This is a genomic window from Janthinobacterium glycogeni, from assembly GCF_051380725.1.
GTDB lineage: Bacteria > Pseudomonadota > Gammaproteobacteria > Burkholderiales > Burkholderiaceae_D > Janthinobacterium.
Genome location: NZ_JBNYXP010000002.1, coordinates 49,887 through 62,444 on the forward strand (window position 1 = coordinate 49,887; position 12,558 = coordinate 62,444).

The 12,558-nt window shown below is 64.0% G+C and carries 11 protein-coding genes; 7 read left to right on the forward strand and 4 right to left on the reverse strand.

The genetic code is table 11. The features are described from left to right. Positions 1 to 48 precede the first annotated feature (48 nt). The 7 genes from ACQ4W4_RS05785 (at position 49) to ACQ4W4_RS05815 (ending at position 8,051) form a co-directional block, all read left to right on the forward strand. Positions 49 to 927 carry a CorC family transporter gene (locus tag ACQ4W4_RS05785; protein ID WP_034746750.1) on the forward strand — a complete coding sequence of 293 codons (879 nt, stop codon included), beginning with the start codon at positions 49 to 51 and terminating at the stop codon, positions 925 to 927. A gap of 16 nt (positions 928 to 943) precedes the next feature. Beyond that, positions 944 to 2,524, forward strand: coding sequence for an apolipoprotein N-acyltransferase (lnt, locus tag ACQ4W4_RS05790; RefSeq protein ID WP_436541168.1), 1,581 nt, complete (start codon positions 944 to 946; stop codon positions 2,522 to 2,524). A gap of 146 nt (positions 2,525 to 2,670) precedes the next feature. Next, entirely contained in the window at positions 2,671 to 3,588 is a 918-nt protein-coding gene (glyQ, locus tag ACQ4W4_RS05795) for a glycine--tRNA ligase subunit alpha (RefSeq protein ID WP_034746745.1), read from the forward strand. Between the two features lie 39 nt (positions 3,589 to 3,627). Further along, complete coding sequence (gene glyS / locus ACQ4W4_RS05800) at positions 3,628 to 5,730, forward strand: glycine--tRNA ligase subunit beta (protein WP_436541169.1); 2,103 nt, start codon at positions 3,628 to 3,630, stop codon at positions 5,728 to 5,730. After that, on the forward strand, positions 5,730 to 6,317 hold the full coding sequence (gene gmhB / locus ACQ4W4_RS05805; RefSeq protein WP_436541170.1) for a D-glycero-beta-D-manno-heptose 1,7-bisphosphate 7-phosphatase: 588 nt from the start codon (positions 5,730 to 5,732) through the stop codon (positions 6,315 to 6,317). Before glyS ends, gmhB begins: the two co-directional genes overlap by 1 nt. A gap of 16 nt (positions 6,318 to 6,333) precedes the next feature. After that, a complete protein-coding gene (locus ACQ4W4_RS05810) occupies positions 6,334 to 7,074 on the forward strand; it encodes a lysophospholipid acyltransferase family protein (protein WP_034746739.1) in 741 nt (246 codons plus the stop codon). Between the two features lie 44 nt (positions 7,075 to 7,118). Continuing rightward, positions 7,119 to 8,051 carry a M48 family metallopeptidase gene (locus tag ACQ4W4_RS05815; protein WP_436541539.1) on the forward strand — a complete coding sequence of 311 codons (933 nt, stop codon included), beginning with the start codon at positions 7,119 to 7,121 and terminating at the stop codon, positions 8,049 to 8,051. Between the two features lie 125 nt (positions 8,052 to 8,176). Here ACQ4W4_RS05815 and waaA read toward each other — a convergent pair whose 3' ends face one another. The 4 genes from waaA to ACQ4W4_RS05835 all read right to left on the reverse strand — a co-directional run bounded on the left by waaA (position 8,177) and on the right by ACQ4W4_RS05835 (position 12,306). Continuing rightward, the gene (gene waaA, locus ACQ4W4_RS05820) at positions 8,177 to 9,451 is read right to left on the reverse strand and encodes a lipid IV(A) 3-deoxy-D-manno-octulosonic acid transferase (protein WP_436541171.1); all 1,275 of its coding nucleotides are present in this window, start codon (positions 9,449 to 9,451) and stop codon (positions 8,177 to 8,179) included. Between the two features lie 32 nt (positions 9,452 to 9,483). Continuing rightward, positions 9,484 to 10,506 carry a lipopolysaccharide heptosyltransferase I gene (gene waaC, locus ACQ4W4_RS05825; protein WP_436541172.1) on the reverse strand — a complete coding sequence of 341 codons (1,023 nt, stop codon included), beginning with the start codon at positions 10,504 to 10,506 and terminating at the stop codon, positions 9,484 to 9,486. Between the two features lie 4 nt (positions 10,507 to 10,510). Continuing rightward, complete coding sequence (locus tag ACQ4W4_RS05830; RefSeq protein WP_436541173.1) at positions 10,511 to 11,893, reverse strand: phosphomannomutase/phosphoglucomutase; 1,383 nt, start codon at positions 11,891 to 11,893, stop codon at positions 10,511 to 10,513. Between the two features lie 104 nt (positions 11,894 to 11,997). Continuing rightward, positions 11,998 to 12,306 (reverse strand): H-NS histone family protein, encoded by a 309-nt coding sequence (locus ACQ4W4_RS05835; RefSeq protein WP_436541174.1) that lies wholly within the window; start codon positions 12,304 to 12,306, stop codon positions 11,998 to 12,000. Positions 12,307 to 12,558 lie beyond the last annotated feature (252 nt).

Sequence of the window (12,558 nt, forward strand, 5' to 3'; positions counted from 1 at the left end):
ACTTTTGGTGTATCCTATATCCCTTCGCAACAACGGCTCACGCCTCCTATGCCCGAGCACCCTAGTGGCGTCAGAACTGACGTCAAGCCCCACCGGTCACTGTTTGAACGCCTGACCGCACTCATTTCCCCCGAGCCAGAGAACCGTGCAGAATTGCTCGAAGTTCTACACGATGCGCATGAACGCAAGCTGATCGACGCCGACGCCCTGTCGATGATCGAAGGCGTGTTCCAGGTGTCGGATCTCTGTGCGCGCGACATCATGATTCCCCGTTCGCAAATGGATGTCATCGACATCAGCAAGCCGATCGAGGAATGGATGCCGGAAGTCCTGTCCACCGCCCACTCGCGCTTCCCCGCGATCGAAGGCGAGCGCGACAAGGTCATCGGCATCCTGCTGGCGAAAGACTTGCTGCGTTATTACGCAGAAGAAACTTTCGACGTGCGTGACATGCTGCGCCCCGCCATCTTCATCCCCGAATCGAAACGCCTGAATGTGCTGCTGCGCGATTTCCGCGCCAACCACAATCACATGGCCATCGTCGTCGATGAATACAGCGGCGTCGCCGGCCTGATCACCATCGAAGACGTGCTGGAACAGATCGTCGGCGACATCGAGGACGAATACGACTTCGACGAAGCGGAGGACAATATCCTCTCGCTCAAGGAAGGCCAGTTCGGCCCCCGCTGGCGCGTCAAGGCGCTGACCGAGATCGAACAGTTCAACGAAGAAGTGGGCAGCCACCTGGTGGACGACGACGTCGACACCATCGGCGGCCTAGTTTCGAAGTACCTGGGCCGCATGGCGCACAAGGGCGATATTTTCGACCTGGGCAATTTGCGCTTCGAGGTGCTGCGCGCCGATGCGCGCCAGGTGCACGTGCTGCTCGTCGAGCGCCTGCCCAATGTGCCGGAACTGGAACTCTGACATGCGCGTGCTGTAAATGCGTTTCAGACGCGCCGACCCCAACGCCCCCGCCAAACCGCCCCGCAGCATGTGGGCGCGCATGCTGACTGCCGCCATCGCCGGCGCCGTCGCGGTGCTGGCGTTCGCCCCTTTCGGCTACTGGCCGCTGCAAATCCTCAGCCTGGGCGTGCTGTTCTACCAGGTGCTGCGCGCGGCGAACGTCAAGGCCGGCGCGCTGATCGGCTGGGCCTACGGCTTCGGCTGGTGCGCGGCCGGCACGCACTGGCTGTATATCTCCATGCATCGCTATGGCGACATGGCCGCGCCGATCGCCGCCGTCGCCGTGGCCCTGCTGGCCCTCTTGATGGCCATCTACGTGGCCCTGGCCATGGGCGCGGCCGCCTGGCTGCGCCAGCGCTGGGTGCTGTCCCTGCCCGCCATGACCCTGCTGGTATTGCCGGCCACATGGACCCTGTTCGAATGGACGCGCGGCTGGCTGTTTACGGGTTTTCCGTGGCTGGCCACCGGCTACGCCCACAATACCAGCCCGCTGGGCGGCTTTGCGCCCATCGTCGGATCGTACGGCCTGGGCTGGCTGGCGGCGCTGTCCGCTGGCGCCCTGCTGCTGCTCACGCACCGCACGCGCTGGAGCGCGCTGGGCGGCGTGGTCGTCCTGTACGCGGCCGGCATCGGCCTGCAATACGTGAACTGGACCCATCCGGTCGGGCGCCCGATCACGGTGCGCCTGCTGCAGGGCAATGTGCCGCAGCAGCAGAAATTCGACCCCGGCTTCGTGCTGGGCGCCCTGCAGATGTATCAGAGCGCCATCACCAGTGCGCCGGCCGACCTGATCGCCACGCCGGAAACAGCCGTCACCGTGCTGCCGCACCAGCTGCCGCCCGGCTATCTGGATAGCCTGGCGACGTATGCGCAGCAGACGGGCAGCACGATCCTGGTCGGCATGCCCGTGCTCGACGAGCAGCAGCGCTTCTACAACGCGGCCCTGGGAATTTCCCCCAACGGCACAGGCGGTCCCTACTACCAGTACCGCAAGCACCACCTGGTGCCGTTCGGCGAATTCGTGCCGCCCGGCCTGCACTGGTTCGTCGCCATGATGGCCATCCCGCTGGGCGACATGGGCCGCGGCGCCGAGGTGCAGGCGCCGCTGCCCGTGCGCGACCAGCTGGTGCTGCCGAATATCTGCTACGAAGATTTGTTTGGCGAGGAAATCGCCGGCCAGCTGGCCAGCGCCCACCGCCACGGCAAGCAGTCGGCGTCCGTACTGCTCAATATCTCGAACCTGGCCTGGTTCGGCGACTCGATCGCCATCCCCCAGCATCTGCAGATTTCGCAGATGCGCAGCCTGGAAACGGGCCGTCCCATGCTGCGCTCGACGAACACGGGCGCCACCGCCGTCATCGACGGCAAGGGCGTGGTGCAAAGCCTGCTGCCGCCGGAACAGCAAGCTACGCTGGCGGCCAAGGTGCAAGGCATGGGCGGCATGACGCCATACATTCTGTACGGCAACAAACTGGTGCTGGCCCTGGCCGCGCTGGCCCTGCTGACGGCCTTCCTGCTGTCGCGCGCCGCCCGCCGCGGCCGCGCTGCGCAGCAATAAGCGGTCGATATTGCCCGAAGAGTCACAGTGGGCCCGTAAAAACCGCTAAAATTAGCAAAACCCCGGCCCGGACGCGCTTGTTAGCAGCGTGCGGGCTTCAAGCAAACCTTAACAGCGCGCAGCCTCCCGCGCGGCGAACTCATACGATGCTCACATTTCAACAAATTATCCTGACCTTGCAAACCTATTGGGACAAGCAAGGTTGCGCCCTGCTCCAGCCTTACGACATGGAAGTCGGCGCCGGCACCTTCCACACCGGTACCTTCCTGCGCGCCATCGGCCCGGAACCGTGGCGCGCCGCGTATGTGCAGCCTTCGCGCCGTCCGAAGGATGGCCGCTATGGCGAAAACCCGAACCGCATGCAGCACTACTACCAGTACCAGGTGGTGCTCAAGCCCGCGCCGGAAAACATCCTCGACCTGTATCTGGGTTCGCTGGCCGCGCTGGGCCTGGACCTGAAGCAGAATGACGTGCGCTTCGTCGAAGACGACTGGGAAAGCCCGACCCTGGGCGCCTGGGGTCTGGGCTGGGAAGTCTGGCTGAACGGCATGGAAGTGACGCAATTTACCTACTTCCAGCAAGTGGGCGGCCTCGATTGCAAGCCCGTGCTGGGCGAAATCACCTACGGCATCGAACGTCTGGCCATGTACCTGCAAGGCGTGGAAAACGTGTATGACCTGGTGTGGACCGAGTGGGAAGAAAACGGCACCACGAAAAAACTGACCTATGGCGACGTCTTCCACCAGAACGAAGTGGAACAATCGACCTACAACTTCGAACACGCGAATACGGACCTGCTGTTCGAACAGTTCGGCAACTACGAAGCGGAAGCGAAGCGTCTGATCGAGCTGCAACTGACCCTGCCCGCTTACGAGAAGATCATGAAGGCCTCGCACAGCTTCAATATGCTCGATGCGCGCGGCGCCATCTCGGTGACGGAACGCGCCGCCTACATCGGCCGCGTGCGCACCCTGTCGCGCCTGGTGGCGCAAGCGTATTACGACTCGCGCGAACGCCTCGGCTTCCCGATGCTGCCCGCCGCAGACCAACCCGCCGCCGCTTGATCGCCTAGCTCATACACCGCCGTACCAGACAAGAACACCATGAACCAAACACTGCTCATCGAACTGCTGACCGAAGAACTGCCGCCGAAAGCGCTGGCCAAACTGGGCGCCGCCTTCACGGCCGGCATCGTCAACGGCCTGAAAGCGCGCGACTTCCTCGAAGCCGACAGCGTCGCCACCAGCTACGCCTCGCCGCGCCGCCTGGCCGTTTCCATCACCAACGTGCGCGAAGTCTCGCCCGACAAATCGATCCGCGAAAAAGTCCTGCCCGTCTCCGTGGCGCTGGACGCGAACGGCAACGGCACGCCGCCGCTGGCCAAGAAACTGGCCGCGCTGGGTTTTCCCGAGCTAACGGTGGCCGAGCTGGAACGCGCCGCCGACGGCAAGGCTGAAAGCTTCTTCTACACCTACACGGCGCCGGGCAGCCAGCTCGCCACGGGCGCGCAGGCGGCCTTGACGGAATCGGCCGCCAAGCTGCCGATTCCAAAACTGATGAGCTACCAGCGCCCGAACGGCACCACCGTGCAATTCGTGCGCCCGGCCCACAGCCTGATCGCCCTGCACGGCATCAATATCCTGCCGTTGACCCTGCTGGGTCTGACAGCCGGCCGCACCACCCTGGGCCACCGCTTCCTCACCGACGGCGAACCGATCACCATCGCGCACGCGGAAAACTATGCGCCGTCGCTGATTCTCAACGCCAGCGTCATCGCCAGCAACGAGGAACGCAAGGAGCGCATCCGCGCCCAGCTGCTGGAAAAAGCCGGTGCCGACCTGGTGCTGATGCCCGAAGCGCTGCTCGATGAAGTGACCGCCCTGGTCGAATGGCCGGTCGTGTACGAGTGCCACTTCGAGGAAGAATTCCTGGCCGTGCCGCAGGAATGCCTGATCCTGACCATGCAGACGAACCAGAAGTATTTCGCCCTGACCGACAGCGAAGGCAAGCTGCGCTCGCGCTTTTTGATCGTCTCGAACATCGAGACGGACACGCCTGAACACATCATCGGCGGCAACGAGCGCGTCGTGCGCCCGCGCCTGTCCGACGCCAAGTTCTTCTTCGAGCAGGACAAGAAGAAAACCCTGGCATCGCGCCTGCCGCTGCTGGCCAACGTCGTCTACCACAACAAGCTGGGCACGCAAGCGGCCCGCACAGAGCGCGTCAAGTCGCTGGCCGGCGCCATCGCCGCCAAGCTGGGCTACGACGTGGCGCTGGCCGAGCGGGGCGCCCTGCTGGCCAAGGCCGATCTGCTGACCGACATGGTGGGCGAATTCCCCGAACTGCAAGGCATCATGGGCACGTATTACGCGCGTCACGATGGCGAGCAGGAAGAAGTGGCGCTGGCCGCCTCGGAACACTACCAGCCACGCTTTGCCGGCGACGCCCTGCCATCGACCGCCACCGGCACCGCCGTGGCGCTGGCCGACAAGCTCGAAACCCTGGTCGGCATCTGGGCCATCGGCCTGGCGCCGACGGGCGACAAGGACCCGTTCGCGCTGCGCCGCCACGCGCTGGGCGTGCTGCGCATGCTGCTGGAAAAACGCCTGCCCCTGTCGATCCAGGGCTTGCTGGCCGATGCGGCCGCGCAGTTCGCAGCCGTTCCCGGCTTCAAGGACCCGGTCGCGGACGTCACCACCTTCATGCTCGACCGCCTGCGCGGCATCCTGCGCGAGCGCGGTTTCTCGCCGAATGAAATCGAAGCCGTCGTGGCGCAGAACCCGGATCGGCTGGACGACATCGTGCAGCGCCTGGAAGCCGTGCAGGCGTTTGCCGCCTTGCCGGAAAGCGCCTCGCTGGCCGCCGCCAACAAGCGCATCACGAACATCCTGAAAAAGAACGAGGAAGCCGTGAGCCAGGTCGCCGCCGGCGGCGTCAACGTGGCGCTGCTGCAGGACGAAGCGGAGAAAAAACTGGCCGCCGCCGTCTCGCGCGTGCAGCCGGAAGTCGACGCGGCCTTCGCCAAGGGCGATTTCACCAGCACCCTGCAAACCCTGGCGCAGCTGCGCGACGATGTCGATGGCTTCTTCAACGACGTGATGGTGATGGCCGAGGATGTCGCCCTGCGCAACAACCGCCTGGTCTTGCTGTCGTCCTTGCACGGCATGATGAACCGCGTGGCCGACATTTCCAAGCTGGCGGCATAATGGGTACTCCGGCGCTGAAACTGATTATTCTCGACCGCGACGGCGTCATTAATCATGACTCGCCGGACTTCATCAAGTCGCCGGCCGAATGGCTGCCGATCCCCGGTTCGCTCGAAGCGATCGCCCGCCTGAACCAGGCCGGCTATCGCGTTATCGTCGCCTCGAACCAGTCGGGCATCGCGCGCGAATACTTCGACATGACGGTGCTGAACGCGATCCACCAGAAGATGCACACCCTGGCGCAGCAGGTGGGCGCCGACATCGACGCCATCTTCTTTTGCCCGCATGCGGGCGCGGACAATTGCGACTGCCGCAAGCCGAAACCGGGCATGTTCCATGAAATCTCGCAGCGCTACAACACCAGCCTGAGAGGCGTGCCCACCGTCGGCGATTCGCTGCGCGACCTGCAGGCCGGCTTCATCAGCGGCTGCGTGCCCTACCTGGTCTTGACGGGCAAGGGCGAAAAAACCAACGAGACGGGTGGCCTGCCGCCTGGCACCCAGGTCTTCCCCGATCTGGCCGCCGTCGTGAACCACCTGCTCAAGGCGCCCGCCGCACCGGCGCCCACCGTGGCATTCAGTATTTAATCTTCGGAGAACCGCATTGCGTAATATTTCCCTGTTCCTGCGATCCCTGCTGTTCATGATCATCATGATCGTAGCCACCATCGTCTGGGCCTGCGTGTGCTTTTTTGCCGCGCCATTGAGCTACAACAAGCGCTATTGGGTCACTTCGCGCTGGAACGTGTTTATCCTGTGGTGTGCCAAGGTCATTTGCGGCATCCGCTATGAAGTCAAGGGCGCCGAGAACTTCCCCGACGCGCCGGCCATCGTGCTGTCGAAACACCAGTCGGCATGGGAAACCATCTTCTTGCTGCCCAGCCTGCCCCGTCCGCTCGTGTATGTGTTCAAGAAGGAGATTTTGTACATTCCCTTCTTCGGCTGGGCCATGGCGCTGCTGCGCATGATCCCCATCGACCGCAAGCAGGGCAAGCATGCGTTCAAGAGCGTCGTCGCGCATGGCAAGCGCCGCCTGGCCGATGGCCAATGGATTATCATGTTCCCTGAAGGTACCCGCATTCCCGTGGGTCAGGCAGGCAAGTACAAGAGCGGCGGCACGCGTCTGGCCATCGCCACGGGCGCCGTGGTGGTGCCGATTGCGCACAATTCAGGCGAGTGCTGGCCCAAGCAGTCATTCCTCAAACGCCCGGGGCTGATCACCGTCTCGATAGGCAAACCGATTTCGCCGGAAGGGCAAACCCCGGACAGCATGATGCAACAGGTGGAAAATTGGATAGAATCAGAAATGCGCGTCATTTCGCCTCACGCCTACAACGCTGGCTAGACGGCATCAGCGCGGTCATCCAGGAGCCGACACTGCGCCAGCAGATGAAGACCATCAAGGTCGGCGACCAGCAACTGGATTTGTTCGCGCATGACGTCTCGACCAGCACGACCCCGGCGGTGCGCCCCACGGCACCGCCAGCGCCGCCCGTGGTGGCGCCGGTGCAGCTTGCGCCACCGCCCGCCCCCCCCATCGCTCGTCCCGCCCCGCCTCCCCTGCCTTCCCCGCCACGCACCGCCGACGGCCCGCCGCTGCGCCAGCTGCAGCTGGGCAGCCACCTCGTCGAATTCGCCCTGCGCCGCTCCACGCGCCGTTCCATCGGCTTCATGATCGACGACAACGGCTTGCGCGTGACCGCCCCAAAGCGCGTCACCCTGGCCGAAATCGACAACGCCATCCGCGCCAAGCAAGGCTGGATCGTCTCGAAGCTGCTGGAACGGGGTGAGCGCAAGGTACAGCGCCAGCAGCGCCCACCCGTGGCATGGGTCGACGGCGCCGTGCTGCCGTATCTTGGCGGCGACATCACCTTGCGATTGCACCAGGCGCCGCGCCACCGCGCCAGCTTCCAGCGCGAGACGAATGAACTGCACGTATGGGTCACGCCCACGGGCAGCGAGCAGCAATTGAAGGAAAAAGTAAAGGGCTGGTTCCAGCACGAGGCCCGCCAGCTGTTCGAGGCACGGCTGGACCTGTATGCGGACAAGCTGGGTGTGCGCTACGATTCGCTGTCGCTGTCATCGGCCGGCACGCGCTGGGGCAGCTGCACCATCGAGCGCAAGATCCGCCTGAACTGGCGCCTGATCCACTTCGCCCTGCCGCTGATCGATTACGTGGTGGCGCACGAACTGTCGCACCTGCTGGAAATGAACCACAGCCCCCGCTTCTGGGCCACCGTGGAATCGATCTATCCCAATTACGATGGGGCCAAGCAGGCGCTGAGAAAACGCTCGCAGGAGCTGCCGGTGTTGTTCGCGTAAACAACATTGTTGGCGTCGCCTGTCGGATTACGCGCAAGCGCTAATCCGACCTACCTCGATCACGGCAGCTGTCGCGTAGGTCGGATTAGCGCAGGGCGCGTAATCCGACGCCATTGTTGGCAATATTACGGCAACAGGGGCTTGATGGCCGCTATCGTGCGCGGCGTGGCCCCCCGGTACTGGTTGGCAAACGCCAGCGCCCGCTCTCCCATGGACGATAAACGCGCGGGATCCTGCAGCAAGGCTGATGCCTGTGCCATCAGCGCGTCGGCGTCCGCCACCAGCGCGGCGCCGCCGGCGGCGATCGCCTGCTCGGTGATCAGCGCAAAATTGAAGGTGTGCGGGCCGATCAGCACGGGCTTGCCCAGGGCCGCCGGCTCGATCAGGTTTTGTCCGCCCAGCGGCAGCAGGCTGCCGCCGACGAAAGCGCAATCGCAAGCCGCGTAATAAGCAAACATCTCGCCCATCGAGTCGCCCAGCAGCACCTGCGTGCCCTGCGCCACAGCATCGTCCTGCGCCAGGCCGGACCTGCGCTGCACGGCCAGGCCTTGCGCCGCGATCAGTTTTTCCACCTCGTCGAAGCGCTGCGGATGACGCGGCACGATTAGCAGCAGCGCATTGGCCGGCAAGCTGGCGCGGATATACGCATCGAGGATCAGCTGCTCTTCGCCTTCGCGCGTGCTGGCGCACAGCAGCACGGCACGCGCCCCTATCGCAGCGCGCAGCCTGGCGCCCGTCACCAGGGCCGCCTCGGGCACGACGACGTCGAACTTGATGCTGCCCGTGACGACCACGTCCCGCACGCCCAGCTGGCGCACGCGATCGGCGTCGTCCTGCGTCTGCGCCGCCACCAGGGTAATGCCGCGCGCCGCATCGGCAATCAGTTTGCCCAGGCGCTGCGCCTTGCCCAGAGAACGCTGCGACAGGCGCGCATTGGCCAGCACCACCGGCACTTTGTAGCGATTGCATTGGTAAATCAAATTCGGCCACACTTCCGTCTCCATCAGGATGCAGATGCGCGGCGCGAAATGGCGGATGAAACTGGCCGGCATGGCGCCCGTGTCGTATGGCAGATAGCTTTGCACGAGGCGCGCCCCGTGTTTGGCGAACAGCGCCTTACCCGTCGCGCGCCCCGTCGGCGTCATGTGCGTGAGGACGATGCGGCATCTAGGCCAGGCGGCCAACAGCGCATCGATCAGCGGCTCGGCCGCACGCGTCTCGCCGACGGAGACGGCGTGCAGCCAGATGGTGTCCGTAGCCGTTGTCGGCTGGCGGCCGTAAAAGCCCAGGCGCTCGCCCCAGTGCTGGCGGTAGCCGGGTTCCTGGCGGCCGCGCAGCCACAGCCGCGCCAGCACCAGGGGCAAGGCCAGCCACCAGGCAAGGGTATAAAGAAGTCGCATGGTTGTTGAATATTGAAGTCAGGCGGTTAAAGTCAGGCGGGAGGATGTTCGGCCAGCAGGCGTTGTGCCGCGGCCAGCACGTCCGGCACGCCGGGCGGCGCGCCCTTGTCGCCCAGGTTGATGATGTTCGGCGACCAGTTGCCTTCCGTTTTCCAGCGCGGCGAATCGGCGTAGATTTCCACCGTCGGGCGCACGAAGGCGGCGGCGATATGCGTCAGCCCCGTGTCGACGCCGATCACCAGCGCCGCGTGGCGCGCCAGCAGGGTGGCGTCGTCCATCGACAGCTTCGGCAGCACGCGCGCGTTCGGCAGGCCGGCCGCCAGCACCTCGGCTTCGGCCTTTTCCTTGGGCGAACCCCAGGGCAGCAGAATCGGCATGGGCGCCAGCGCTTGGCCCAGCGCGATCCAGTTGGCAGGCGCCCACTTCTTGGCGTCGCGCGCCGTGCCATGGAAATACACGCAGTAGGGCGCCTCGTCCATCCAGTCCGGGCGCGGCTCGCTGCCTGACACTTCCGGCAAGCCGAAATCGGCGGGCGTATCGACCGCGTAGCACAGCGCCGCTGCGGCCACCAGACGGCCGCGCGCTACCGCATGCGTGCGCGGGTCGAGCGGGATGCTCTTCGTGTGGAACAGGCGCGAGATGCCTTCGTAGCCGGAACCTTCGCTGCCATTGGCCAGGCCGACCTTCTGTCCGCCCGGCGCCAGGCGCGCGGCGCCCATGATGATGCCCGTCTTGAGCAAGCCCTGGGTATCGAACACATAATCGTAATGCGTCCGGCGCAGGCTGCGGAAGAAGGCGGCGATTTCCGCGCGCGTCTCTTTCTTGCCCAGGCTCTTGCGCCAGCGCCGCAGCGCGAACGGGAAGATGGTAGCCACGCGCGGATTCAGGCGCACCAGGCTGGTGTAGCCCTCTTCAACCACCCAGTCGATGGTCGCGTTCGGGAAATGGCGGGCGATGTCCGCCACCATCGGCAGGTTATGCAGCACGTCGCCCAGCGAGGACACGCGCACCAGCAGGATTTTCAAGGGCGCCTGTGCGCCAGGTTGAGCGGTCATGCTGTCAGAACGGCAGCACGGCGTCAGGCTTGGCGGCCAGGATCACGCTCTTGAACTGGCCCTGGATGCGCGCCAGGGCTGCCGGCGTTTCCGCTTCGAAGCGCATGACGATCACCGGCGTGGTGTTCGACGAGCGGGCCAGGCCGAAGCCGTCCGCGTATTCCACGCGCAAGCCGTCGATGGTGATGATCTGTTCATTGCCGGGGAAGACGGCGTCGCGGCGCAGCATGTCCATCAGCGCGACGTTCTCGCCTTCCTTCAGCTCCAGATGCAGTTCCGGCGTGCTGTCGGACTGCGGCAGGGAATTGAGCAAGGCCGATGGATCGGCTTCGCGCGTGAGGATTTCCAGCAGGCGCGCGGCCGAATACAGGCCGTCGTCGAAACCGTACCAGCGGTCCTTGAAGAAGATATGGCCGCTCATTTCGCCGCCCAGCGGCGCACCCGTCTCGCGCAGCTTGGCTTTGACCAGCGAGTGGCCCGTCTTGTACATCAGCGGCACGCCGCCATGCTTGGTGATGTAAGGCGCCAGGTGGCGCGTGCATTTCACATCGTACAAAATCTGCGCGCCAGGGTGGCGGGTCAGCACGTCGGCGGCGAACAGCATCATCTGGCGGTCGGGGTAGATGATCTGGCCATCCTTGGTGACCACGCCCAGGCGGTCGCCATCGCCATCGAAGGCGATGCCGATTTCTGCATCCGTCTCGGCCAGGCAGCGGATCAGGTCTTGCAGGTTTTCCGGGTGCGCCGGGTCCGGATGGTGGTTCGGGAAGTTGCCGTCGACTTCGCAGAACAGTTCGATGACTTCGCAGCCCATGCCACGGAACAGGTCGCCCGCGAACGCGCCGGCCACGCCATTGCCGCAGTCGACGGCGATTTTGATCGGGCGCGCCAGCTTGACGTCGCCCAGGATGCGCTCCAGGTAGGCGGCGCGGATATCGTGCGTGGCATAGCTTCCCGGCGTGGCGCTGGCGCCGCCGTCGTGCGCGACGATGCTGTGGTACAGCGCCTGGATCGCTTCGCCGTGGATCGCTTCGCCGGCCAGCACCATCTTGAAGCCGTTGTAGTCGGGCGGATTGTGGCTACCCGTGACCATGATGCCGGAGCGCGTGTCGAGCACATTCGTGCCGAAGTAGACCATCGGCGTGGCCACCACGCCCAGGTCGATCACGTCGATACCGGCAGCTTGCAAGCCCTGCGCCAGCGCCGCCGTCAATTCCGGTCCCGACAGACGGCCATCGCGGCCGATCACGACCCGCTGCTCGCCCTTGGCCAGGGCGGCCATGCCAAATGCCTGACCGATCTTGTGGGCCACGCCGGCATCGAGGGTTTTAGCGATGATGCCGCGAATATCGTAGGCCTTGAAGATCGTTCTGGACAATGGGAGCATGGTGTGGCCGGTATAGGTAAGGGGCAAATAAGGGAATAAATAAAGTGCGTGGCAAGGTGCAGCGCGCGGCCGGCAGCTTGCTACTACGCCAAGAGTATACCGAATTATACGCGCAGCAGATCGATCGACTTGCCCGATTCCACCCACTGCCTGACCCACAGCGGCTGGCGGCCACGGCCTGTCCATTGCTCGGTCGCATTCTCAGGATGGCGGTAACGCACCGCGACTTTGCCCGTGCGCGGATGCAAGCCATCGAGTATCAGCTGTTTCAGCGGAATACCCGCTTGCTGCGCGATGGCCATGATCTGTTCGCGCGCCTTGTTCAAGTCTTGACGCTCGCGGCTGTTCAATTCCTGCTTGACATTATCTTCCAGTTTGCGCAATTCCAGCATCGTCATCGTAGACATATCCATTGGCACATCCTTTATATTCATTTAAATAATAAAATCACGTGGAATATACTACATTGCATAAATATCTGTGCACCAACGCATAATCCATCTCCAATTGAATCACGGCCCTCGATTTATTTGGCGGGCCAACATTAAGATTAAATGAAGAATATGCCGGAAGCACGCATGGAAAATGAATAAACATGAATGAAATGGCACTCCCGCGTGCCTGAATGGCATGCCGGCGGATTATTATCGCTATACGGCAGCATG

Coding starts and splice junctions, on each gene's coding strand:
- ACQ4W4_RS05835 (WP_436541174.1), bottom strand. CDS start 12,306: ATGGATATGTCTACGATGACGATGCTGGAATTGCGCAAACTGGAAGAT.
- glyQ (WP_034746745.1), top strand. CDS start 2,671: ATGCTCACATTTCAACAAATTATCCTGACCTTGCAAACCTATTGGGAC.
- gmhB (WP_436541170.1), top strand. CDS start 5,730: ATGGGTACTCCGGCGCTGAAACTGATTATTCTCGACCGCGACGGCGTC.
- waaC (WP_436541172.1), bottom strand. CDS start 10,506: ATGACCGCTCAACCTGGCGCACAGGCGCCCTTGAAAATCCTGCTGGTG.
- glyS (WP_436541169.1), top strand. CDS start 3,628: ATGAACCAAACACTGCTCATCGAACTGCTGACCGAAGAACTGCCGCCG.
- waaA (WP_436541171.1), bottom strand. CDS start 9,451: ATGCGACTTCTTTATACCCTTGCCTGGTGGCTGGCCTTGCCCCTGGTG.
- lnt (WP_436541168.1), top strand. CDS start 944: ATGCGTTTCAGACGCGCCGACCCCAACGCCCCCGCCAAACCGCCCCGC.
- ACQ4W4_RS05815 (WP_436541539.1), top strand. CDS start 7,119: ATGAAGACCATCAAGGTCGGCGACCAGCAACTGGATTTGTTCGCGCAT.
- ACQ4W4_RS05785 (WP_034746750.1), top strand. CDS start 49: ATGCCCGAGCACCCTAGTGGCGTCAGAACTGACGTCAAGCCCCACCGG.
- ACQ4W4_RS05830 (WP_436541173.1), bottom strand. CDS start 11,893: ATGCTCCCATTGTCCAGAACGATCTTCAAGGCCTACGATATTCGCGGC.